Origin of the sequence: uncultured Paraglaciecola sp. (assembly GCF_963977085.1) — a bacterium.
GTDB lineage: Bacteria > Pseudomonadota > Gammaproteobacteria > Enterobacterales > Alteromonadaceae > Paraglaciecola.
In genome coordinates this window covers 1-24,030 of record NZ_CAXBNC010000005.1, presented here as the reverse complement: position 1 = coordinate 24,030, position 24,030 = coordinate 1, and the positions used below count along the sequence as shown (strand labels likewise).

General features: G+C 39.6%; 24 protein-coding genes. 12 read left to right on the top strand and 12 right to left on the bottom strand.

Annotated features, from left to right (window positions below):
- Positions 1-297 precede the first annotated feature (297 nt).
- A complete protein-coding gene (gene ansA, locus AAC000_RS07460) occupies positions 298-1,305 on the top strand; it encodes an asparaginase (RefSeq protein WP_339721476.1) in 1,008 nt (335 codons plus the stop codon).
- A gap of 185 nt (positions 1,306-1,490) precedes the next feature.
- Here the strand turns inward: ansA and AAC000_RS07455 are convergent, their stop codons facing one another.
- From AAC000_RS07455 to prmB, 4 genes are all read right to left on the bottom strand, one after another.
- The gene (locus AAC000_RS07455; protein ID WP_007617424.1) at positions 1,491-1,697 is read right to left on the bottom strand and encodes a cold-shock protein; all 207 of its coding nucleotides are present in this window, start codon (positions 1,695-1,697) and stop codon (positions 1,491-1,493) included.
- Positions 1,698-2,079: 382 nt separating this feature from the next.
- The gene (locus tag AAC000_RS07450) at positions 2,080-3,210 is read right to left on the bottom strand and encodes an MFS transporter (protein ID WP_339721874.1); all 1,131 of its coding nucleotides are present in this window, start codon (positions 3,208-3,210) and stop codon (positions 2,080-2,082) included.
- A 212-nt stretch (positions 3,211-3,422) separates the two neighbouring features.
- Entirely contained in the window at positions 3,423-4,529 is a 1,107-nt protein-coding gene (aroC, locus tag AAC000_RS07445) for a chorismate synthase (protein WP_339721465.1), read from the bottom strand.
- An 85-nt stretch (positions 4,530-4,614) separates the two neighbouring features.
- Entirely contained in the window at positions 4,615-5,568 is a 954-nt protein-coding gene (prmB, locus tag AAC000_RS07440; RefSeq protein ID WP_339721463.1) for a 50S ribosomal protein L3 N(5)-glutamine methyltransferase, read from the bottom strand.
- Between the two features lie 100 nt (positions 5,569-5,668).
- Here prmB and smrB point away from each other — a divergent pair, with 100 nt between their 5' ends.
- The 3 genes from smrB (at position 5,669) to AAC000_RS07425 (ending at position 7,802) form a co-directional block, all read left to right on the top strand.
- Positions 5,669-6,244 (top strand): endonuclease SmrB, encoded by a 576-nt coding sequence (gene smrB, locus AAC000_RS07435; RefSeq protein ID WP_339721461.1) that lies wholly within the window; start codon positions 5,669-5,671, stop codon positions 6,242-6,244.
- Positions 6,245-6,523: 279 nt separating this feature from the next.
- Entirely contained in the window at positions 6,524-6,682 is a 159-nt protein-coding gene (locus AAC000_RS07430; RefSeq protein ID WP_339721460.1) for a DUF2986 domain-containing protein, read from the top strand.
- A 331-nt stretch (positions 6,683-7,013) separates the two neighbouring features.
- The gene (locus AAC000_RS07425) at positions 7,014-7,802 is read left to right on the top strand and encodes a hypothetical protein (RefSeq protein ID WP_339721459.1); all 789 of its coding nucleotides are present in this window, start codon (positions 7,014-7,016) and stop codon (positions 7,800-7,802) included.
- Positions 7,803-7,827: 25 nt separating this feature from the next.
- Here AAC000_RS07425 and AAC000_RS07420 read toward each other — a convergent pair whose 3' ends face one another.
- A complete protein-coding gene (locus AAC000_RS07420) occupies positions 7,828-8,472 on the bottom strand; it encodes a hypothetical protein (protein WP_339721457.1) in 645 nt (214 codons plus the stop codon).
- A 95-nt stretch (positions 8,473-8,567) separates the two neighbouring features.
- Complete coding sequence (gene gshA / locus AAC000_RS07415; RefSeq protein WP_339721455.1) at positions 8,568-10,160, bottom strand: glutamate--cysteine ligase; 1,593 nt, start codon at positions 10,158-10,160, stop codon at positions 8,568-8,570.
- Positions 10,161-10,385: 225 nt separating this feature from the next.
- On the opposite strand from gshA, the gene AAC000_RS07410 reads away from it, so the two are divergent.
- The 3 genes from AAC000_RS07410 to AAC000_RS07400 are packed head-to-tail and all read left to right on the top strand — an operon-like array spanning position 10,386 to position 12,552.
- Positions 10,386-10,934 (top strand): Hpt domain-containing protein, encoded by a 549-nt coding sequence (locus tag AAC000_RS07410; RefSeq protein WP_339721453.1) that lies wholly within the window; start codon positions 10,386-10,388, stop codon positions 10,932-10,934.
- A gap of 9 nt (positions 10,935-10,943) precedes the next feature.
- Positions 10,944-11,654: a TIGR01621 family pseudouridine synthase gene (locus tag AAC000_RS07405; RefSeq protein ID WP_339721451.1), complete on the top strand. Its 711-nt coding sequence runs from the start codon at positions 10,944-10,946 to the stop codon at positions 11,652-11,654.
- 1 nt (position 11,655) lies between these two features.
- Positions 11,656-12,552, top strand: coding sequence for a 2-dehydropantoate 2-reductase (locus AAC000_RS07400; protein ID WP_339721449.1), 897 nt, complete (start codon positions 11,656-11,658; stop codon positions 12,550-12,552).
- 222 nt (positions 12,553-12,774) lie between these two features.
- Here AAC000_RS07400 and lysS read toward each other — a convergent pair whose 3' ends face one another.
- The 3 genes from lysS to AAC000_RS07385 form a co-directional block, all read right to left on the bottom strand.
- The gene (lysS, locus tag AAC000_RS07395) at positions 12,775-14,319 is read right to left on the bottom strand and encodes a lysine--tRNA ligase (protein ID WP_339721447.1); all 1,545 of its coding nucleotides are present in this window, start codon (positions 14,317-14,319) and stop codon (positions 12,775-12,777) included.
- Between the two features lie 33 nt (positions 14,320-14,352).
- Positions 14,353-15,451, bottom strand: a protein-coding gene (prfB, locus tag AAC000_RS07390) for a peptide chain release factor 2 (protein ID WP_339721446.1) whose coding sequence is annotated in 2 segments (ribosomal slippage) — positions 14,353-15,375 and positions 15,377-15,451 — 1,098 coding nt in all. Because the reading frame shifts where the segments join, the coding sequence is not laid out codon by codon here.
- A 296-nt stretch (positions 15,452-15,747) separates the two neighbouring features.
- Entirely contained in the window at positions 15,748-16,578 is an 831-nt protein-coding gene (locus AAC000_RS07385; protein WP_339721444.1) for a mechanosensitive ion channel family protein, read from the bottom strand.
- Positions 16,579-16,822: 244 nt separating this feature from the next.
- Here AAC000_RS07385 and AAC000_RS07380 point away from each other — a divergent pair, with 244 nt between their 5' ends.
- Together AAC000_RS07380 and AAC000_RS07375 are read left to right on the top strand one after the other, a co-directional pair.
- Positions 16,823-17,860: a succinylglutamate desuccinylase/aspartoacylase family protein gene (locus AAC000_RS07380; RefSeq protein ID WP_339721442.1), complete on the top strand. Its 1,038-nt coding sequence runs from the start codon at positions 16,823-16,825 to the stop codon at positions 17,858-17,860.
- Between the two features lie 12 nt (positions 17,861-17,872).
- Complete coding sequence (locus AAC000_RS07375; RefSeq protein WP_339721440.1) at positions 17,873-18,301, top strand: RimK/LysX family protein; 429 nt, start codon at positions 17,873-17,875, stop codon at positions 18,299-18,301.
- 58 nt (positions 18,302-18,359) lie between these two features.
- Here the strand turns inward: AAC000_RS07375 and AAC000_RS07370 are convergent, their stop codons facing one another.
- The 3 genes from AAC000_RS07370 to prfC form a co-directional block, all read right to left on the bottom strand.
- Complete coding sequence (locus AAC000_RS07370; protein ID WP_339721438.1) at positions 18,360-18,932, bottom strand: NAD(P)H-dependent oxidoreductase; 573 nt, start codon at positions 18,930-18,932, stop codon at positions 18,360-18,362.
- A 152-nt stretch (positions 18,933-19,084) separates the two neighbouring features.
- Entirely contained in the window at positions 19,085-20,821 is a 1,737-nt protein-coding gene (argS, locus tag AAC000_RS07365) for an arginine--tRNA ligase (RefSeq protein ID WP_339721436.1), read from the bottom strand.
- 46 nt (positions 20,822-20,867) lie between these two features.
- Positions 20,868-22,445, bottom strand: coding sequence for a peptide chain release factor 3 (gene prfC / locus AAC000_RS07360; protein WP_339721434.1), 1,578 nt, complete (start codon positions 22,443-22,445; stop codon positions 20,868-20,870).
- A gap of 283 nt (positions 22,446-22,728) precedes the next feature.
- On the opposite strand from prfC, the gene AAC000_RS07355 reads away from it, so the two are divergent.
- The 3 genes from AAC000_RS07355 to AAC000_RS07345 form a co-directional block, all read left to right on the top strand.
- Complete coding sequence (locus AAC000_RS07355) at positions 22,729-22,995, top strand: helix-turn-helix transcriptional regulator (protein ID WP_339721433.1); 267 nt, start codon at positions 22,729-22,731, stop codon at positions 22,993-22,995.
- A gap of 21 nt (positions 22,996-23,016) precedes the next feature.
- Positions 23,017-23,727: a hypothetical protein gene (locus tag AAC000_RS07350; RefSeq protein WP_339721431.1), complete on the top strand. Its 711-nt coding sequence runs from the start codon at positions 23,017-23,019 to the stop codon at positions 23,725-23,727.
- Positions 23,728-23,801: 74 nt separating this feature from the next.
- A partial coding sequence (locus tag AAC000_RS07345) for a hypothetical protein (protein WP_339721429.1) occupies positions 23,802-24,030 on the top strand: 229 nt, incomplete at its 3' end.

Sequence of the window (24,030 nt, the reverse complement as noted above, 5' to 3'; positions counted from 1 at the left end):
TCTACCGATATTGATAGGTGTTTCTATTTGGTTACTAAAACTTTCTTCAGATTAGAGTATCAGTCAGAATAAAAGAGTTTGTTAAATTTATTCTGTTGAAAACCTGCATCGCCCAAAGTAGTGTTGATCATCATTAAACGCTTCACGTAATGACCTTCATCAAGCCCGTCTGTCAAACCTATGCCATGATTCAGCTAACTGGCAGACCCCAAACATAATGGAATTATTGGTTAATATCGAGAGCAAGAGTTACAGTAGTTAAAAATAATAATAATTTAAGGTGTATTTGTTACTTATATGAAAAAACATATTTATATTGCGTACACAGGCGGCACTATTGGTATGCGCCCTTCTTCTCAGGGTTTTATTCCTGCGGCAGGTTTTTTATCTGAAACCTTGGCGAATATGCCTGAGTTTCACCGCAGTGAAATGCCTAATTTTACCATCCACGAATACAATCACCTGATTGACTCCTCTGATATGAGCCCTTCTGATTGGCAGCAGATAGCTAATGATATTCATCAAAACTACCATAACTATGATGGTTTTATTATTTTGCATGGCACAGATACCATGGCCTATACAGCCTCAGCCTTGTCTTTCATGCTTGAGGACTTAGGTAAACCCGTCATAGTAACAGGTTCACAAATACCACTTGCTCAATTGCGATCTGACGGTCAAGTGAATCTATTAAATGCCTTGTATATAGCCGCTAACTATCCTATTGCAGAGGTCACTTTATATTTTAACAATCAGTTATTTAGAGGTAATCGCAGCCGCAAACTTGATGCCGATGGTTTTAACGCTTTTGATTCTCCAAATTTTCCGCCTTTACTCAAAGCGGGCATTAATATTGAAGTAAACAAAAATATTCTTGGAATAAATTCCAGTAAAGACCTTCATGTGAGCCAAATTGAATCTCAACCTATCGGCATAGTGACTTTGTATCCAGGTATCAGCACAGACGTGATTAAAAACACCTTACAGCAACCAGTAAAAGCACTGATCCTTCTTAGCTTTGGTGTAGGCAATGCGCCTCAGAATGCCAGCCTATTGAATCAATTATCTGTTGCAGATCAGCAAGGCATAATTGTATTAAATTGCACTCAGTGTGTGCGCGGTAAAGTCAATATGAGTGGTTATGCGAATGGTCACGTATTACGAGAAGTCGGTGTAGTTTCTGGGCAAGACATGACACCAGAAGCGGCCTTGGCTAAATTACATTATTTGCTCAGTAAAAATTTACCAGCAAACCATATCAAACGTCAGTTAGTTGCAAACTTACGCGGAGAGTTGACAGAATAATTATAGGATTAACAAAAGACTAAAAATTTAACCACAGAGCGCTGCACAGAGTAGAAGAAAAGCATATTATTATGTTTTTCCTCTGAGGTTCAAATTCTTTTTATGCTCAAAGCCGCTTTTCTCCAGGCATAAAAAAAGCAAACCCTAAGGTTTGCTTTTTTTGTAGAATTCTAATTAGTTGATAATTAAAGTACTACGATGTTCTCAGCTTGAGGACCTTTTTGGCCTTGAGTTACAGTGAACTCAACTTTTTGACCTTCGGCCAAAGTTTTAAAGCCAGTACCTGTGATAGCACGGAAGTGAGCAAAAACATCAGGGCCGTTTTCTTGTTGAATGAAACCGAAACCTTTAGATTCGTTAAACCATTTTACTGTACCAGTAGTTGCAGACATAGTCTTTCCTATATTTTTCAAGAGTAATTGTGTCCCCTAAGAGACGTTAGTTGTGCTGAAGTGTGTTGCAATTACTTATGAGCTACGAGACCGGGTACTACAATGGAACGTCGAAACAATGTACATAAATATCAAACTTACTTTCAAGCATTGCTAGTATATATCTAACATACGACAGGTCAACAACTATTAATAAAAAAACTGGTCCAACAAGGCTTTTTGTTTCAACAAGTTAGTCACAAATTTGTCATATTTTAGACAACTATACTGCAACAAATTACACTTAGATAACTGTTTATATATCAATCAATCTAGTAAAAACATCCATGCCTAGTGGTTAACACTTGAAATAATTCAATTTTATACGTCAGTTGTGAACAGTTTACATACGTTTAGAAGAAACAATTAATAAGCTGGCAGCAGACAACACAGCCGCTGCAGCCGCCAAGATAAAAGTAAGTTCAGCACCTTGCCCTTGTTGCCAAAAATAACCGGCTCCATAACCACCAACTGCGCCACCTATACCAAAACCAATACTGATATAAATCGCTTGGCCCTGACTTTGAAACTTATGACCAAAATAGTGATGAATAAAATGCATAGATGCGGCGTGAGTCATGCCAAAACTAAAGGCATGTAACATTTGACTGAACACTAATATTACAGGGTAGTTTGCCGCTACGGCCAACAAATACCAGCGTAGCGCTGTGAGTAAAACACTGATCACTAAAATCCACTTTACACCAAATAAAGTAATCAATTTACCCGCTTGTAAAAATATAATGACTTCCGCCAACACACCTAAGGCAATAAGCCACCCAGTTGCTTGGCCGCTGTAACCTAAATCAAGAAGGTATAAGGCAAAAAAACCATAATAGGCACCGAAGCTAAGCTGTAACAATGCAACTGAAAGTAAAAAAGCATAAAACACCGGAGTATTAATTTTATGCCAAATCGAGACATGTTGAAGGTTGTCTGCTTTTTCTTGTGGGGGCGCTTTTAACAATAAGGTAATGACAAACAAGCTAAACAACACTAACGCCCCTACGTAAATAGGCGCTTCGCTAGAAAATACATCAATCATTTTTCCAGTGAGGATAGTCAGCAAAATATAGCCGATGCTGCCCCATAACCGAATTCGACCGTAACGACTGGCATGACCAAACACACAATTTAAGGTTAACCCCTCAATTTGCGGCAAAATTGCTGTCCAAAACATCATCATTAGAGCGAGGCTAAGAGTGAGTGCCCAAAAACCATCCACAAAAAAGACCAAACAAAACGTACCGAAGGTTAACAGAGCGCCAAGTTGCAATACCCTTAGCGCCCTGCCCGATTTATCAGCAAGCACTGCCCATAAATTGGGGCCCGCTATACGAGCAACGGTGATTAACGCAAATAACTCACCAATTTCACTGGAAGTAAATCCTCTGCCATCAAGGAACACCCCAAGATAGGGCATCAACACGCCAAACTGCCCATAATAAAATAAATATGTGGTAGCCAGTAATATGAGATTTGTATTGGAAAATGCAGATTTAGACAATTATACGACTTAAGTTAAAGAATAAAACAGCAAGCTTGGCCTAATAAGGCCAAAGTTGAAAGGCAAGTTTTACCTTACCTAAAGGTTATACAGTGAAGTCCGACTGGGCAATGTACGACCGATCGAGGCCCGACCTACCGAGGCCCGACCTACCGAGGCCCGACCTACCGAGGCCCGACCTACCGAGGCCCGACCTTCGCAGCAATGACAGGGGTCGTACAATGCACATCAGCATTTTGTCCGCGATCTCTTAATAAATGATCCATCACCACCAAGGCCATCATAGCCTCAGCGATAGGCACGGCTCTGATCCCCACGCAAGGATCATGTCTACCTTTAGTGATCACTTCTGCAGTTTTACCATGTATATCAATAGTTTCGCCTGGCACACTGATACTAGACGTGGGTTTGAGTGCCATATGTACTACTAAATCTTGACCAGTAGAAATACCACCTAACACCCCACCGGAACGGTTTGAGGCAAAACCTTCTGGCGTCAACGCGTCGCGGTGTTCACTGCCTTTTTGTTCGACTGTAGCAAAACCATCTCCCACTTCTACACCTTTAACTGCGTTAATGCCCATCATGGCATGGGCTAAATCGGCATCCAATCGATCAAAAATCGGCTCACCTAGACCCACAGGCATATTAGTGGCAACTACCGACACTTTTGCGCCAATAGAATCACCTTGTTTTTTAAGGTCTCGCATATAAGCATCAAGGGCTTCGAGTTTGCTTGGATCTGGGCAGAAAAAAGCATTAGTGTTGGTCACACTATGATCAACAGTTTCAACTTTGATGGGTCCTAACTGCGATAAATACCCATGAATCTCCACACCATGATGTTCTTTAAGATATTTTTTAGCCACGCCACCAGCGGCAACACGAATCGCGGTTTCACGAGCTGAAGAGCGGCCACCACCACGATAATCTCGTAGTCCATATTTTTGCTGATAGGTGTAATCGGCATGACCAGGGCGGAAAGTGTCTTTAATTTTTGAATAATCATTACTGCGTTGATCTGTATTGTTAATCAACAAACCAATACTGGTACCTGTAGTTTTACCTTCAAATACACCAGACAAAATTTTCACTTCGTCTTCTTCGCGTCTGGCCGTTGTGTAACGGGACGTGCCAGGCTTGCGCCTGTCTAGATCAACTTGTAAATCTGCTTCAGATAACTCTAAACCAGGAGGACATCCATCGATAATGCCACCAATAGCAATCCCATGGCTTTCGCCAAAGGTGGTGACGGTGAATAATTTACCGAAAGTGTTACCTGCCATAATATTAAAATCCTATTATTTTTTAACTACGTATCTTGAAATGGGCCGAATACCGCAATGCTATTCTAAACATAATTTGTTTAGTTTAATGGTCAACCGAGCGCCAGTACTCAACTAAATCGTTCTTGCTTATAGCAAATACACCGTGACCACCATTTTCAAATTCTACCCACTGAATAGGTAATTCTGGGTAGCGGCTAAACATATGCACTTCGCTATTACCCACTTCAACAAATAACCAACCATTATCAGTTAAATGAAGAGGTGCCTGACGTAAAATATTGTCGACTAAATCCAGACCATCTGTACCAGCAGCCAAAGCCAATTCTGGTTCGTGGTGAAATTCTTCTGGTAAATCCTCCATATCCTCAGCATCCACGTAAGGTGGATTACTCACAATCAAATCATATTGTTGACCTTGCAAGGCCCCCATTAAATCAGATTGAATCGGGTAGACTCTGTGATTCAATTCATGTTCAGTGATATTGATTTCTGCTACATCAAGGGCATCTTGGCTAATATCTACAGCATCGACCTGAGCCTCTTCGAACGCATATGCCAAAGCGATAGCAATACAACCTCCGCCTGTACACAAATCCAATATATGTTGCGGTTCACTGTCTCCAATCCATTCTTCGAAGTGATTTTTGATCAGTTCTGCAAAGGGTGATCTAGGGATAAGTACACGCTCATCCACGAAAAAAGGTAAATCACAGAACCACGCTTGATTTGTTAAATAAGGAACCGGAATACGTTCTTCTGCACGGCGTTTAACTATTGCGATAATATTTAACTTTTCAGGTAAGGTTAAACGGCTATGGAATAACTGGTCACCGGTTTGCAATGGCAAATTTTGATCTAAATGTAATAGCTGTAACACTAAACTCACCGCTTCATCCCAAGGGTTATCTGTGCCATGGCCATAGAACAATCCAGCCTGATTAAAACAGGTCACTGACCACCTCACCATATCTAACATAGTGTGCAAGTCTTCAGCTATCTGCTGGGCTTCTAATTCTGTAAAAGTATCTTTGGTCATCTTGTCGCTTAATAAATCTAGGTTCGTTAACCTTGAATACATATGCGCTTGTAGCAAATTTTGTTATGCTAGAGCCATAGCAAATATGTACTTGTAATGAATGAAAAACACGCCATATCACCGCAAAACTCAATCAGATATTGATGAACCTGACCTATTTAAAAATGAGTTCAAAGATGTAGCGCCAATAAAGCAGGACAAAATACCGCCTCAGCGCTTTTCCAGCAAGCAGAATTCGGGACTTAAGCAAAAAAACAACGCAGATCTAGCAGAAATCAAACAAGTTGCCGCTGCATTTGAGTTTTCAGACGGTTTTGAAGGCTATTTTGATATCGGACAACCTCTCAAATATGTCAAACCTGAAACCGACAGCCATGAAGTCAAACGCTTAAGTCGTGGCGATTATCCACCCGATTTTATACTCGACTTGCACGGTATAAATAAAGATGAGGCCAAACACGAAATAGCCGCACTTATTCATGCCGCACAAAAACAACATGTCTATTGTGTATCTATTATGCATGGCAAAGGAACTTATGCCCTGAAAAAGTCTATTCCCAATTGGCTAATACAACATCCTGCAGTAAAAGGTTTTCATCAGGCTCCCAAAGAATGGGGAGGACAATCGGCCTTGCTTGTATTAATAGACTTGCCATTACATCAGGCTAAATATTAATTTAAATACTCTATCTAAATAAAACCCGTGATAACACTGAAGAGATTGTTGGCCTTATAGTGTCGAAGAATTTGTGCTGATATTGCCTTTATCAATAACATTGGCGCTAGAAGCGATAACCTAAAAGGTTACTTATCCCACTCCTTACCTGTGCAGCATCCGTTACCAATATTTCAACAACAAGTGAAACTGGCCAATAATACCTAAATGCTATTATACAATTTGGATCCCTATTCGAAGCTGGTATTATGCAGTTATTCAAAAGTTCAGAGGTGATATATGAACCGTCGTAAAAAAGGTAATCAAATTTTAAAAGCTCGAGCCAAAAAGGCCAATGCCAAATTGTCTTCCAGTAATAAACCTAAATACATAAGCAAAGCCGACCGAGCGGCAATGGCCGCTGAGTCTACTGAAGATACCGTGCCCAATGATGACTGATTTTTCAGGTACTTATTAAATAACAGTCAATCTTAATATTCCCATTTTACAACCATCCTAACGAGTGTAAGAGGCTTAAGTTAAAACAATAGTTTTTCAAAATAGAGTTAGATAATCAGTATCTCTCTTGGGTTAATGAAATGTCGCTATTTTGAAACACATAAGTCAATATTTCACACTGGCTTAGTAAAAAAAACCACCAAAAACACAGTAACACATTGATTTATAAGCATTTATAAAAATTGGAACAATAACTGCTTTATCTCACCTAAATTAATAAAAACTAACAACTCGACTCCTAAGGTTGTTATAAATAAAGTGAGTAAATTCTATGTTTGAACAGACTTCTGCGTCCCCTTATGAATCTAATTCCCCAGTGTTGGCCCACAACTCATCGACCCAATCCGACCACTATGGCCTGTCTAAGATTGTAGCTATAGGTTACGGTCAAAATAAAAAACAGCGTTTACCTCTAAGTCGTTATAGCTTGAATATTAATGTAATTGGGCTAGGTACAATGGGCACAGTCACTGGAATAGGATTAGCCGCTTTAGGCCACAAAGTGATAGCAATTGATCATGATCAACGTAAGGTTAATGCTATAAATCAAGGTCGAGTCTCGCCTACCGATTTAAAGTTGAAAGCCCTTGTCAAACAAGTACGTAGACTGAATAATTTAATTGCATCTGGAGACTTACATCACGCCATATTAAACACAGAGTTAACTATGGTCTGCATCGGAAACAGTCGCCAGCAAAATAACACCACACACTCAGATACTATGACCACAGTAGTAGCACAAATATCGGCGACTTTACGCTGCAAACGTAATTTCCATCTCATTGTTATTTGCCAACCCACAGCGAGTGCAGACCTGCAAAACGCCATTGGCACTGACATCGAAAACAGAACAGGTAAAACCCTAGGCAGGGACTTTGGCTTATGTTTTGTGCCTCTAAAACTTACTGAAGATCAAGCGTTAAGTGACTTCTACGCATTACCTAAGATGACTATTGCGGCGAGTGATACCAAGAGTGAACGCTTAGCAGAGCAGCTTTTTGATGGGTTCAATAATAAAATCAAATTCTTTAGGTATAATAAAAACAGTACAGAGCTGTGAATGGTCCGTACTGTTTTACAAGTTGTTAGCTGAACAATCTCCAAAACCAACCTTTAGATAACTCTTCTTCACAGGTTTTTAACTGAGTCGCATACCTTAATGCTCGTGCGTTAACGGTTTTTGCGACATCTTTTAGCCATGCTTTATTATTATAACTACCTCGGCTATAGCCGCCCCAGCCCTCGTGATAATTAAGATACTGCAATTGGGCATCCCATTTAGATACCCCGTTTATTTCATTGGTTTTATTAATAAACCAGCCCATAAAATCCATTGCATCACTAAAATCCGAACGATCGGCCCAAGAATTATCTGTTTCCCTTTTATAGTCATCCCAAGTGGGTGTTTTTGCCTGAGAGTATCCATAAGCACTGCTGACCCGTCCCCAAGGTATCAAACCAAAAAAGAAATAATCCTTAGGTGGGCGAGCTTTCGCCTTAAAGGAACTTTCCTGATACATGATAGACATTGGCACGTGAATGGGCACTCCCCACTTATTTTTCATGTCGTTAGCTGTCTCAAACCAGTCCCGCTTTTCAGTAAAAATATCACAAATATTACTAATGTTTTGTGGAGGAGTGGTAGTGCAAGCCCCTAAAAATAGGGTACTCGCCATAGTTATTATAAAAACTATAAAAATTTGATGTTTTTTTGTGAACTTTTGATCCATAACCTACTCTTAATTAGCGTGTTCTAGTTATTATGTGTTTTCCCTGGTAGTAGCTTTGAAGCCTGATATTTATCAGGCTTTTTTTTTGCTCTAAATCAGTTGATTTCTGCAACCGAAAAATAACCACTTAGAAAATCATCGAAAGAAATAGTGTCTTGCTGCTCTATAATATGCTGCTTCTCAATGGATAGCCTGGCATGCTCTGCTAATACATCCGCATTCATAAATTCATAATCAGACTCGAGCAATTGTTTTTTGTAATCTTCAGCCAATGCCAAGCCCAATGAGCCATTGTCACATTGTTGACTGACTAATTTATGTAAAATTTTGGCTGACGGAGTCAAACTAGGATCTAGAACTTTCTGTTTTTCTTGCTCTAACGCCGTTGAATACTTTGTGGTGTTGTTTGCTTCGTCGAGCACTAAAGCCACTTTTTGCATATCAGCAAATAATTGTAAGGCCCAAGTAGATAATGCTATGGATTGATGCTCATTTGAGAGCATAATTTCTGGGTCTCGCCCGTGATCCACAACCGCACGTAAATTAAGTTCGGTTTCATGATATTGCTGTGCATCCATCATTTCACTTGGATGGGTTACACAATACAACAAAAACACATCAAGAAAATAAAACTGATTTTCCTCAATACCAATGGCACTAAATGGATTAACGTCTAGCGCCCGCACTTCTATGTAGCTCACGCCCCTTTTGTCTAGCGCCTCTGACGGTTTTTCCAAGGGCTGAGTGGGTTGTTTGGGTCTAATGGGCGAATACAGTTCATTTTCTATTTGCAACACGTTGGCATTTAACTGTTGATACTCGCCTGATTTCTTTCCAGCAAATTTTTGATAAACCGAAGAAGGTTGATTAATGGCAGCTCTTAACGATTCAATATAGCTATCTACTTGGTTATAACAAATATTTAAACCAGACTGCGCGCTATTAGTATACCCCAAATCACTCATTCTTAGAGAGGTGGCATAAGGTAAATAATAGGTGCCTTTACCCAATTTCTTAAAAGGTAAGTGAGTTTCTTTACCTTTGATAAATGAACCACAAATGGCCGGAGACGCGCCATACAAAAAGGGAATTAACCAGCAAAAGCGGCGGTAATTTCTGATCAACGCAAAATATCCTGCGGAGATGGCATCTTTATCAGCAGGCACCCCGTCAGTTTTATCTAGCCACTGTTGCCAGAACTCATCAGGAAGAGAAAAATTAAAATGCACACCAGAAATGGCCTGCATCATACTACCGTAGCGGTTTTTTAGGCCAACTCGATATAGAGTTTTCATTTTTCCTACATTGGAAGAGCCAAAGTTAGCGATAGGAATCGCGTCTTGACTCTCAATAAAGCAAGGCATACTCATAGGCCATAAACGTTCATCACCTATATTTGATACTGTAAATTTGTGCACGTCAGTTAACTGAGCAATCGTTTTTTGCACAGATACTTCAGGTGGTGTAATAAATTCCAACAAAGACTCAGAAAAATCGGTAGTGATAAAATCATGGGTTAAAGCCGCCCCTAAAGCCGGCTGATGAGGACTCTGCGCCAAACCACCGTCAGGATTAATACGTAAGGTTTCCCGCTCTACCCCGTGACGTATTCCAGTTAAGGTTTGTGCAACCGCTTGGTCTTGTAATACATTTAAACGCTCTACAAAAGATGTTTGTTTTACTTGCAAAATACCATCCAACTAAAAATAAAAAACTACTTATGGGTTCTAGTCTACCTGCAGTTTATAAATAAAGTAACTAGGGACTGTTTAACTTCCAAATATCGCTACTAAATGGAAAGTAAACAGACCCGTTATTTGACTATTATATTTCGAGTATCTAATACACCAATTTCTTTGCTAGAATAGGGTTTAATTTTTTAAATACCTCATTACATTGAAGGAAACGCTATTTTGTCAGGCTCTGTTATAAGTATTTTTGATGCCAAATTTGCCATAAATCAATTTAGTGGTAATCAATCGTTATTGGTACAAATCTTAGAAAAATTCATCAAACAATATCAACATTTTGATAAGTTACTTTTAGAGTGTTTGCAGCAAGACAATTTTAATACCGCCAAACAAGAAGTGCATACCATAAAGGGTGTCAGTGGAAATTTAGGTATGAAGGCCTTGCACAATGCCTGTAAAGAACTTGAGGATAATTTAGCAAGCCAAACAACTGATGCTTCTTTAAAGAGCTTTTTAGACGTGCTTGAGCAAACGTTGACCCAAATACAACTCTATTCAACAGAGAATGATGTGGAAGTCAGTCCTAAAGTTGCACCTGAACAAGATGACAAAGCCTTACTAATCGCAGCTTTAAAACGCAGTGAATTTATTTCCGATAGTAAAATGCAAAGTTTTGGACCATCTTTAAATTTGTCTCCTGAAAAACTGGATGAACTGAAACAAGCCATAGATAATTTGGATTATGTTAGTGCCTTACAATTGCTGGAGTAACAATAGGTTTTGTTAGAATCCATAGACGTTTTGTTTGATCACCCAGATTTTATAGTAGTCAACAAACCCAGCGCGATATCGGTGCAAAATGAATCTCAGCAATCAGGTATTTTACCAATACTTTGCCAACAACTTAAGGTTGAACAATTATGGTTGGTGCATAGATTAGACAAGATCACCTCGGGTATTTTAATTCTCGCCAAACATCCAAAAGCAGCGGCAGTGTTTGGCCAGCTGTTTGAACAAAAACAAATAGAAAAATACTATCTGGCTATCTCAGCTAAAAAACCTAAGAAAAAACAAGGTACAGTCAAAGGTGGTATGAAAAAAGTCCGAGACGGAAAATGGATCTTGGATAACAGCAATACTGCTGTTGCCAGTAGCCAATTCTTTAGCTTTTCTACCTCCCCAGGCCTTAGACTATTTTTGGTTAAACCTCTTACCGGTAAGACCCATCAAATTCGAGTGGCGTTAAAAAGTATCGGCAGTCCAATTTTAGGTGATGATTTATATAAGGGCGAAAGCTCAGACCGAACTTATCTTCATGCTTATTGCATTCGTTTTACCTATCAACAGCAACTCATTTGTATCCTCTGTCCACCTAATAAAGGTACTGTGTTTTTATCAGATGAGACTCAACAACAAGTGGCTCATTTAACTACACCTTGGACTCTCCCTTGGCCAAATAATAAATTGTCTCAAACCATACATGCTAAATAAGGTGCAAAGTCATGTCCCGAAATTAACTATTGTGGGTCAAGGAGCAATAGGCGGATTGCTGGGTTTTAAATGTCAGCAACTCGGCTATGAATATCAGCATTTAGTAAAAACACCCCAGCAGTCATTGCAGGTAACTGATATTTCAGGGAGGGCTTATTGTTTACCTCCTAGCCTGGCACTCATATCTAAACCTGCACCATTTGATTTACTGATATTACCTGTTAAAGCTTATCAAGTGCTTCCCGTGCTAGTGCAATTACAACCTTATATACAGCCAAAAAATATCATAGTGTTGCTACACAACGGCATGGGAACTATTGATCAAGTTAGAAGATTGCTACCAAACAATCCATTGATCGCTGCCACCACCAGTTACGGGGCTTTTAAACCGGATGCAAACACTTTAATTGAAACGGGTTTAGGTCAGACTCATCTTGGCTGGATAGATAAAGTTGATGCAACATTAAAACAAACAATTGAACCTATACTGTCAGCACTGTTGCCACCCAGTCAATGGCATCAAGATATCAGTTTAGCCTTGTGGAAGAAGTTAGCGGTTAATGCTGTGATTAATCCACTTACAGCGATCCATAATGTCAAAAATGGTGGACTTGCACAGCGCAGCTTTAAAACCAAGATCGTTAATATTTGTGATGAAATTTCTAAGGTGATGAATGCACTAGGTTATGCTATTGAGACCACTGAACTCATTGAGAATGTGCAACAAGTCATTACCGCTACGGCTAATAATTATTCCTCGATGCATCAAGATATTAAGTTTAAACGTCAAACTGAAATTGCCTTTATAAATGGTTATATCACCTCACAAGCAGCAGAATTAAAAATCAAGGTGCCATATAACCAAGAATTATTTGCGCAAATAAGCCATAGAGAATAACCAGATAAACCCAAATCATGCAGTTGTTGTCACTTCCCCTCTACCACTGACATAGCCATCTCAGCCACTTTTGAATGGTAAACGGGAAGATAGTGTGATTAATTTTGATATCCCATTCATCTATACCCCTTGTAGAATACCCTTAGACTTTCTGAAATGTTCTAGTCGCAACAATCAAAAAAGGACGCCTAAGCGTCCTTTTTAAAACTCAACTTATAGTTGTTATTCAGCTGAAGTTTCAGGCTTCATATGTGGGAACAAAATCACATCTTTAATGGTAGGGCTATCCGTAAATAACATTACCAAACGATCGATACCTATGCCCTCACCTGCTGTTGGCGGCAAGCCGTATTCCAAAGCACGAATATAATCATCGTCAAAGTGCATAGCTTCATCGTCACCCGCATCTTTTTCTTCTACTTGTTTGCGAAAACGAGCTGCTTGATCTTCGGCATCATTTAACTCCGAGAAACCATTAGCTAACTCACGGCCACCAACAAAAAACTCAAAACGGTCAGTCACAAAACTATCGTCATCATTTCGGCGTGCTAGTGGAGACACTTCCCAAGGATAAGCGGTAATAAAAGTCGGTTGATCGAGCTTTTCTTCGGCAGTCGCTTCAAAAATTTCACACAAATATTTACCTGGCCCCCAAATACCATCAACTTCAGGCTCTTTAATATGCAGCTGTTTTGCCATGGCTTTTAACTCAGGCAAATGGTTTTCAGGATCGTTAATCGCATCAACATTGGCTTCTGGCCAGTATTTGATGACAGCCTCATTCATAGTTAAGCGAGCAAAAGGCTGACCAAAATCATAATTGACTTCACTGACTACATTGCCTTCAGCATCTTTAGTGGTGTTTTTGATGATGGTTGTGCCCAACACGTCTTGCGCCACTTTACGTAACATTTCTTCGGTTAGATTCATTAAATCATGATAATCAGCGTAAGACTGATAAAACTCTAACATAGTAAATTCGGGGTTATGCCTAGTAGACAAACCTTCATTTCTGAAGTTACGGTTAATTTCAAACACACGCTCAAAACCACCAACAACTAAACGTTTAAGGTACAGTTCAGGAGCTACCCGTAAATACATTTCTATATCAAGGGCATTATGATGAGTAGTAAAAGGTTTGGCTGTTGCACCGCCTGGTATGACTTGCAACATGGGCGTTTCTACTTCCATAAAGTTACGTTCGGTCAAAAAGTTACGAATACCACTGACCACTTTACTACGGATCATAAAAGTATCGCGCGTTTGTTGGTTAGTGATCAAATCCACATAACGCTGACGATATTTGGTTTCTTGATCGGCCAAACCATGGAATTTTTCTGGAAGCGGACGTAGTGACTTAGTCAAGAGTTGGTATTCAGACATATTCACATACAAATCACCTTTTCCTGATTTGTGTAACTCGCCTTTTACCCCAATAATGTCGCCAATGTCCAAGCTACCGTAACGTTCTTTAATATCTTTTTGAATGTCTTTCGAAGCATAAGACTGTATTCGGCCAGTCATATCTTGCAACGACAAAAAGGGACCACGCTTAGCTAAAATACGCCCTGCAATACTCACTACTTTGCCTAACTCTTCTAACGCGGGTTTCTCATGGTCACCAAAGGCTTTCTGTAATTCATCACTGTAAAATTCACGACGAAAGGAATTGGGAAAACCATTGGATTGACAGTTTTCTCTTATTTGAGAAAGTTTTGCGCGGCGCTCTGCAATCAATTTATTTTCATCTTGTGTTTGTTCGGTCATCAACTTTCCTGATATTTCTTTGCTGAGTATGTATTACAGACCAGATTTTAAACTGGCTTGAATAAATTTGTCTAAATCGCCGTCTAAAACGGCTTGTGTATTTCGGGTTTCTACCCCAGTTCGTAAATCTTTAATGCGTGAATCGTCCAATACATATGAGCGTATTTGACTTCCCCAACCTATGTCAGACTTGCCGTCTTCCATACTTTGTTTTTCTTCATTCTGTTTGTGCATTTCGTGTTCATATAGCTTGGCCTTTAACTGTTTCATGGCCTGCGCTTTGTTTTTGTGTTGCGAACGATCATTCTGACACTGCACCACTATATTGGTGGGTTCGTGGGTAATTCGTACCGCCGAATCTGTGCGGTTAACGTGTTGACCACCTGCACCAGAAGCACGATAGGTATCAATGCGTAAGTCTGAGGGATCTATTTCTATCTCAATATCATCATCCACTTCAGGATACGCAAAAGCAGAGGCAAATGATGTATGCCTACGACTACCTGAATCAAATGGTGATTTTCTAACTAATCGATGTACCCCAGTCTCAGTGCGTATCCAACCAAATGCATAATCACCGCTAAATTTAATAGTGGCACTTTTGATACCCGCCACATCACCGTCTGACACTTCAATTAATTCTGTTTTAAATCCGTGGGCTTCGCCCCAACGTAAATACATGCGTAACAGCATATTGGCCCAGTCTTGTGCCTCAGTGCCGCCAGAACCTGATTGAATATCAATATAACCATCATTGGCGTCATTAGGACCAGAGAACATACGTCTGAATTCGAGTGCTTCAAGCTTTTTTATCAACTCAGCTAATTCAGATTCGGCCTCATCAAAGGTTTCTTGATCTTCAGCTTCAATTGCCAGCTCAAGCAAACCTTCAACGTCCTCAGTTCCCTGCGCCAGTAATTCAATGGTTTCGACAACCAATTCAAGGGCAACTTTTTCTTTACCTAAGGCTTGGGCAACCTCAGGTTGATTCCACACATCTGGGCTTTCTAATTCGCGATTGACTTCTTCAAGACGTTCTTTCTTTTGATCATAGTCAAAGATACCCCCGAAGCGAATCGGCGCGTAGTCTTATATCCGCTAACGCATTATGTACTGGGTTGATTTCAAACATAAATAACTGGGTTGCACTCGAAATTAAAGGACGCGGATTTTAACGGATTTTATACCTAAATGACAGTATATGACCCGCAACTAGCCAATAAATTAATGGTTTAAAGCATGCTTATATAAGTCTTAGCCTAATATTTTTATTAGCTCCACAAGTTTTAGCTGCATTGTCTTTTGACGCTGGATTATTACTTTGCACCGATATCCCCAAAATTCAATAGATAAAACTATGGATATTATGCATTTTGGCTAGAAAAATAATTACTTACAATCCCCCTACAAAACAAGGAATGATTCAAGTTAACTTTGTTTTAGTTTGTTTTTTTCTGCATACCAGTAACGCATAAAATCTTTAGTTATCGCTTGTTGAATTTCTATGGCTCGTTCTGTAGGACAAAAAATTGTGACCTCTACTACGTTATCGCCAATCTCAGTTGTGGATACTTTTATTTGAGGTTCGGGGCCGGCAATTTTTACATCCAATCGTCTTTCTAACATATGATTATAACGTACCGCCACATCATGAAAGTCAGCGCAGTAAGCATTGGCATTTTTAATCACCTTTTGAATAATGCCGTAAGGATTAACACTTTGATCACGAACAATTTCAAAATGGTGAGTCGCATAACGTTTCAAAAAATTTAAGTTTTTAATAGGGCTGGTCATCAACTTATTATTAGGAATAAACAGTGTTTTTCCAGTGTACTCGTAGGTTTTTATGTCTACTTCTAATAAGGTACTTTTGATCCAATCTGTTGCTGAAACTTCTCCAACAAATTGTTCAACTTCAATCCAATCCCCAATTCGAAATGGCCGAGTTGACACCAAATAGAAAAATCCAATTATACAATTTATAAACTCTCTTGTAGCCAATACAATGGCCACTGAAAAAGCAGCGATTGAAAATGCAAATTTTTGCATCTCTTGGGCCCAAAGACTAAATAAACTCACTATGAGTACAAAATTCAGAAAGTTCTTTACGTTGTTAACTAAGTCTCGTCGATCTTCCCCTTTATTTTTGGCTTGTTTACGCACCAACTTTACCAAGATGTACTTGGTAAGCAGTGCTAAAAACGTGATGGAAAAGGTTAAAATGAGTTTATTTTCAAAAATATTCTTTATAAATTCCATAGGGGATCTTTGGATTGCAAAAGCGCTAAAAACGCAGAGTATACACAACAATGGAGTCCAGCTTAATTTGATTCGTATCCTAAGCAAAATAACACTTTACGTTCAGCTACAGCTGCAAGTAATATGCAAAACCAAGAAATTTGCGAGGTGCAGCTGTAATTAGTCATACAAAAGAAAGTGACGGGCATTATCATTCCGTATCCCACAAAATGCCAAACCTAATAAAACTAGAGGACAAGGCCAAATGAAAGAGCTTGTAATTGGTGGAGAAATCATAAAACGTGGTGAGACCAAACGTATCGAATTGCCTATGCCACCTTTGTATACTGATACTAGAATGTCAATGCCAGTTCATGTGCAACGCGGCAAGCGTGATGGACCCACAATGTTCGTCAGTGGCGCTGTACATGGTGATGAATTAAATGGCATCGAAATCGTCAATCGTTTACTCAAAAATAAATCACTAAAGTATTTAAAAGGCACACTTATCGCCGTACCTATAGTAAATGGTTATGGGGTGTTAAATCAGAGCCGTTATTTACCCGACAGACGAGATCTTAATCGCAGTTTCCCAGGTAGCGCAAAAGGCTCCATTGCAGGAAGACTTGCGCACCTATTTGTAAATGAAATAGTCTCGAAATGCGATGTTGGCATTGACTTGCACACTGGCGCTATTCATCGCAGTAACCTCCCTCAAATTCGTGCCAATTTGGACGACGCAGAAACATTAGCGATGGCGGAGTCTTTTGGATTGCCAGTTTTACTCAATGCCGACATTAGGCCAGGTACTCTCAGGCAAGCAGCTGGAGACTTAGGAGTCAAAGTGCTGCTCTACGAAGCGGGAGAAGCCCTCAGATATGATGAGTTCTCCATACGCGCTGGAGTCAAAGGCGTCATTAATGTAATGCGTGAAATCGGCATGTTAAGCAAGCGGCAGCGTAAAGGTCATAAAATATCTAAATTTGTTGCACGCCAAAGTGGCTGGGTACGCGCCACAGAAAGTGGTTTTGTTAACCATGCTGCGCAACTAGGCGATCACGTCAATAAAGGAGGCGTATTGGCCATAATTGCTGATCCATATGGAACTGAATTAAGCAAAGTACTCTGCCCTGAAGAAGGTGTGGTAATTGGCAAACAAAATATCCCGTTAACTCAAGAAGGTGAAGCCATGTATCACATTGCTTATTTTAGAAAACCAGATTCAGTCGCCGAGCACCTAGGACTGTTACAAGACAATTTGCAAGACGACTTGGTTTTAGATGACCCTACTATTATCGATTAAAGAGTAATTTAGATGAATGAAAAACATTTAGTTGGTGCACTTGAATTATGTGATTTACCGCAACTTAAACTAAGCAGCTTAGAAGCAAGAGTTGACACAGGGGCAACCACATCCTCACTGCATGTGGACAATATTGTTAAATTTAAAAAAGAAAATGAAAAATGGGTGCGATTTGATATTCATCCTGACTCACATGATGTGAACAAATTGATGGTAAGAGAAGCTAAGGTTAAAAGTGTACGTAAAGTTAAGAGTTCTAACGCTACACATCAAAGCCGCTACGTCATCGAAACCGATATATTAATCGCCGGTATGCAGTGGGGTATTGAGCTTACACTGACTGATCGTTCTGAAATGAAATACCTAATGTTGCTTGGTAGAGAAGCCATGTCTGGGCGTTTAATTGTTGACCCAGAACATGAGTTCTTGCTGACTGAATAGTCCAATAAATTCGTATTACTCATTTATTGGCTAACAAAGATTGAAACCCTCACTAAGCTTAACCTTTTAACTTAGTGAGAGTTTCGACCAACTCTTTACCCAAAGACCTTAATGCTTTTTCGGTTTTTTCGTCAGTAATATTGCCTTGTTCATCAAACAACTTAAATGCACCACCCACAGCTTTTTGTGATGGCAAAACCATTGTCCCAATATTTTCCAATAACATACGTAAAGTCACTAGCACTCGCATACCACCTAACACACCTGGAGACGCAGCCATTATGGCGGCCACTTTACCTCGATAAGCAGCCATGGGAGCTTCATCTCCGGTTTTTCTAGAGGCCCAATCAATCGCATTTTTAAATAAACCACTGTATGAGCTGTTGTATTCGGGAGATGATATTAAAAAGCCGTCATGGCTAATGAGTAATTCTTTGAAGGCTTGAGCTTTTATGGGCATGCCCTGCTCCGCTTCTAAATCTTCATTAAAAATAGGCATATCAAAATCTTCTAAATTGACGATAGTGACCTCAGCGCCTGCCTCTTGTGCTCCTTTAGCGGCAATTGCCACTACTTTTTTATTGACTGAGTCTTTTCTGCCACTGCCAGCAAAAGCTAGAATTTTAACCATAGTGTCTGTCTCACCTTTTATTAAGATTATTACTAAGCAGATAGGAATATATCAGCATTTAGGTCAAATTTAGTTTCTAAGTTTATAAAAACCAATAACCCGCCAAATAGCGGGTTATTTATACATATAAGCTAGGCTAGAAGCTAAAGACATTACATCTTATTCATAGTCTCAATACCTAACAAGTCCAAAGCTGATTGCAAAGTGTTAGCAGTCAATTGCGCTAACATTAAACGACTATTTTTGGTTTTCTCATCAATGCCCTCTTTTAATATTGGGCAAGCTTCGTAGAAACTCATAAATAAACTGGCTAACTCATAAATATAACTACACAACACATGCGGAGTAGCGTCGTTTGCTACTTGTTGAATTGCTTCAACGTATTGCATTAGCTTAACTGCCAGTAGTTGCTCCTGCACCTCATCTAGCTGTATATCTGCCTGTAAGTTCACGTCATCTAAATGTGCTTTTCTGAAAATACTTTGAATTCGGGCGTAGGCATATTGTAAATAAGGTGCAGTATTGCCTTCAAAACTGAGCATACTATCCCAATTAAAGATGTAATCTGTCGTACGATTTTTACTTAGATCGGCATATTTCACTGCGCCAATACCTACTTTGTCAGCAATGATTTTGCGCTCTTGTGGTGTTAAATCGGATTCACGTTTGTTGATCAGTTCTTCAGCTCGCTCTATGGCTTCGTCCAATAGTTCGGCTAGCTTAACTGTACCACCTGTGCGCGTTTTAAAAGGTTTACCATCGCTACCCAACATCATACCAAATGGGCAGTGTTCGTAACTTTGGTTGGGTTGTATAAACCCTGCTTTACGGGCAACCAATTCTGTTTGTCTAAAATGTAATGCTTGCCTGACGTCAGTAAAAATCAGGGTACGATCTGCACCTAACACTCCATTTCGATAACGTATAGCCGCCTGATCTGTGGTGGCATACAAATACCCTCCACCAGATTTTTGTACTATATAAGCGGCGGGGTTCCCCTCTTTATCGGCCATTTCCTGCAGGAACGCCACTTGTGCACCTTGGCTTTCGACCACTATACCAGTAGATTTAAGTTCGGCGACTGTTGCCGCTAAATCTTTGTTGTAGGCACTTTCACCCATTATATCGCTAGGTTTGAGGCTAACATTCAGTTTGTCATACACCTGCTCACTATGAGCAATTGATATGGTGACAAAGGTTTGCCATAAAGTTAAACACTCAGAGTCACCACTTTGTAATTTGACTACGTTTTCACGGGCTCTATCTGCAAAACCTTCCTCATTATCAAAACGCACTTTGGCAGCACGATAAAAATCTTCTAAATCAGACAAGGCAGTTTCTGCAACACCATCGGCAGCCAATTTATCATTGAGGTGAGTGATTAACATTCCAAACTGTGTGCCCCAGTCGCCCATGTGATTTTGACGTATAACCTTATGCCCCAAAAATTCAAGGGTTTTAGCCACTGCGTCACCAATAATGGTGCTACGCAAATGGCCAACATGCATTTCTTTAGCGAGATTTGGCGCAGAATAATCGATTACTACTGTTTGTTGCTGCTCGGTTTCGATACCAAGACGATCATCAGCATTTGCCAGCTGTAACTGTTGGGCTAACCACTGCGGTCTTAAGTAGATATTAATGAACCCAGGACCGGCAACTTCAAGCTTTTCGGCTTCATCATTTAGGTCAACGACATCTACAATTTTTTGTGCAATATCTCTTGGGTTTTGCTTCAACACTTTTGACAATGCCATCGCCCCATTAAACTGATAATGTCCAAACCCCACACGAGTACTGCGACTAAGTGGCGCTGGAGTACCTTCAGGTGCGCCAATAGCAATGAGCGCGGCTTTAAATTTTGCTAATAAAAATGTCTGTAAGTTCATGTCTGCTCTTGTATATAAAATGCTTCAGGCGAAAGATAAAAGCCTGTTAGTGTTCTCTGGTCGTGTGAAACTCAATTTCAGGGTAGCGTTCTTTGGCTAGCGCCAAATTCACTCTTGTAGGCGCAATATAAGCTAAGTTATCACCTCCATCCAATGATAAGTTGGCTTCTGCTTTGCGTCTAAATTCGTCGAGTTTTCTAGGGTCTTTAGATGTCACCCATTGTGCGGTATAGACGTTAATATGTTCATACATTGCTTCAACATTATATTCACCTTTTAAGCGTGCTACGACCACATCAAACTGCAGCACACCTACGGCCCCAACTATCAAGTCGTTATTTTGTAACGGCCTAAATACCTGTACCGCCCCTTCTTCAGATAATTGAATCAAACCTTTTTGCAATTGTTTTTGTTTAAGAGGATCTTTTAATCGAATACGTTTAAACAATTCAGGGGCAAAATTAGGAATACCTGCAAAACGGAATTTTTCACCTGACGTAAAAGTATCGCCAATTTGCATAGACCCGTGATTGTGTAAACCAATAATATCACCGGCGTAGGCTTCTTCTAATAATTCCCGATCACTGGCTAAAAAAGTGACCGCATCAGAAATTCGAATATCCTTACCAGTGCGACTTTGGTGCATTTTCATGCCTTTTTCGTATTTACCCGAAACTATGCGGCAAAACGCGATACGGTCACGGTGTTTAGGATCCATATTGGCTTGGATCTTAAACACAAAACCACTGAATTTCTGTTCGCTTGACTCGACTTTTCTGTCGCTGGTATCACGACCTTGAGGTAATGGTGCCCATTCAACTAAACCATCCAGCATATGATCGACACCAAAGTTCCCCATGGCTGTACCAAAAAATACTGGGGTTAATTCACCGGCTAAAAATTCATTATGGTTAAACTCATGAGACGCACCTTTCACAAGCTCAAGCATCTCACGTATTTCTTCAGCATAACTCCCAATGGCTTCATCTAATTCAGGATTGTTGATACCTTTGATAATACGTACGTCTTGGATTAAGTGCCCTAAACCTGACTGATAAAGATAAGTTTCGTCCCTTATTAAGTGATACACACCTTTAAACTCTTTGCCCATACCAATTGGCCAAGTAATGGGTGCACATTTAATATTGAGTACGTCTTCAACTTCATCTAATAAATCAATAGGATCTCGAGTATCCCTATCAAGCTTATTCATAAAGGTAATAATAGGGGTGTCACGCAATCGTGTTACTTCCATCAATTTTATGGTTCGCGCTTCAACACCTTTTGCGGCGTCTATTACCATCAAACAAGAATCAACGGCCGTTAAGGTACGATAAGTATCTTCTGAGAAATCCTCATGGCCTGGGGTATCTAATAAATTAACTGTACAGTCACCATAGGGAAATTGCATAACGGAAGTCGTAACAGAAATACCCCGCTCTTTTTCCATTTCCATCCAATCAGATTTAGCATGTTGGCCTGACTTTTTACCTTTTACCGTACCTGCTTTTTGTAAGGCTTGGCCAAACAACAATACTTTTTCGGTAATGGTGGTTTTCCCCGCATCGGGGTGAGAGATAATCGCAAAAGTGCGGCGTTTATCAACTTCTTGTTGGAAAGACATGGAATACTCTTAAGTGAACGTGTTACTAAATAATTTGGCCGCGCATTGTATATGACTCCGATAAAAAAGTCGCTGATCTGATGGAATTTAGTAGCCTTAAACAATCATAATAAATCATCGTTACCATACTTTTGACTATAAGAAAGTTGAAATCTGTTACTATTTGTTATTAACCTAGCTATATACTAAATGTCCTGTTTAAATTATATTTGTCTTAGGTAAATTTTTTGCCGCAAAAAATTAAATAGTAAATTTTCACAGTTAACATCAGGATCGACTTAACATGTCACGTAGAAAAATGTTTAGTGGTGCTCAACTTAGGTCTTTGCGTAAAGAAGCCGGCTACACCCAAGAAGAACTTGCACATCGAGTGGGTATTAGCCGTGAAACTGTCTCTGCCATCGAAAATGACAAGCCAGAAACCATGGACAATATTGGTGTTGGGGTAGTGAACAAGTGGTGGTCTATCTGTCGTCAAACTGCATCAGAACAAACTCGCGAATCTTTCTTCTCTACTGTTATGGACTATTTTGGCTTTAACTTAAGTTAATCTTGTTTTAGTCTAGGGCGCATGATTTTACGCGCCTATCTTCCTAAATTCTTGACAGCTCTCTTTGGAGGGCTTTTTGTCGCTGCAAGTATTTTTACTTTTGGAAATGCTTTGGTTTTCGACAGACTCTTTCTAGGTGTTATTCTTTTCACCGCAATTTTATGTAGAAAGGACGTCAATGTATTAAGTGTTATCGCAATCATTTTTTTGCAGCACATTATCGAAGAGTTCGCTTGGTTATATTTACCCAGTAGTTACCTGATAAAAGGCCTTGTTTACATTACTGGTTTTTGGCTTGTTTATTACTTTTGGTATGACTGGACCTCAAAAATACTTTTATTGTGTCTTATTTTAGGTATCTCAACAGAAGTCTATTGGTATGTAATTGGCTACGAACCACCACAAACATTTTGGTATGTTTGTATCATTATGATTTGTATTTCTATCAGGCACTTGGTTTTTCTTAGAGTAAGCATGGTGGAGAGTTATATATCGCCTAAAGCCAAATCAATAAATCTAGACTGGGTACTATATAAGATTAATGCGGTGATCATCATTGCCCAAACAACAGTCTTATTCGAGTATTACCTAAGACATATATTCGGTTTTAAAAATGCTTTATTTGCCTATGAAGCATTGCCTTACATCATACATGCACTCTCTACTTTATTGATTTGGACAACTTTTAACGAAAGTTACAAACAATTATTTCCACAGTTAATTAAAGCTTAAGGCTCTACATTCCATTTTAAAACCTTCATAATTGTTTTTAGACAATTTTGTCTAAGTCAACAAGGGGTTTTATCATGAAAAATTTGTATTTTAATATGTTTCTTTTGATTGTCGGAACAGCAGTATCTAACAGTTCTCTTGCAGCAATTGGCGCCAAAACCAAACCACCGGTTAACAACACTGCCGTCATTGCGGCCATAGGTGCTAAAACCAAGCCGCCGGTTAACAACACTGCGATTATTGCGGCCATAGGTGCTAAAACCAAGCCACCGGTTAACAACACTGCGATTATTGCTGCCATTG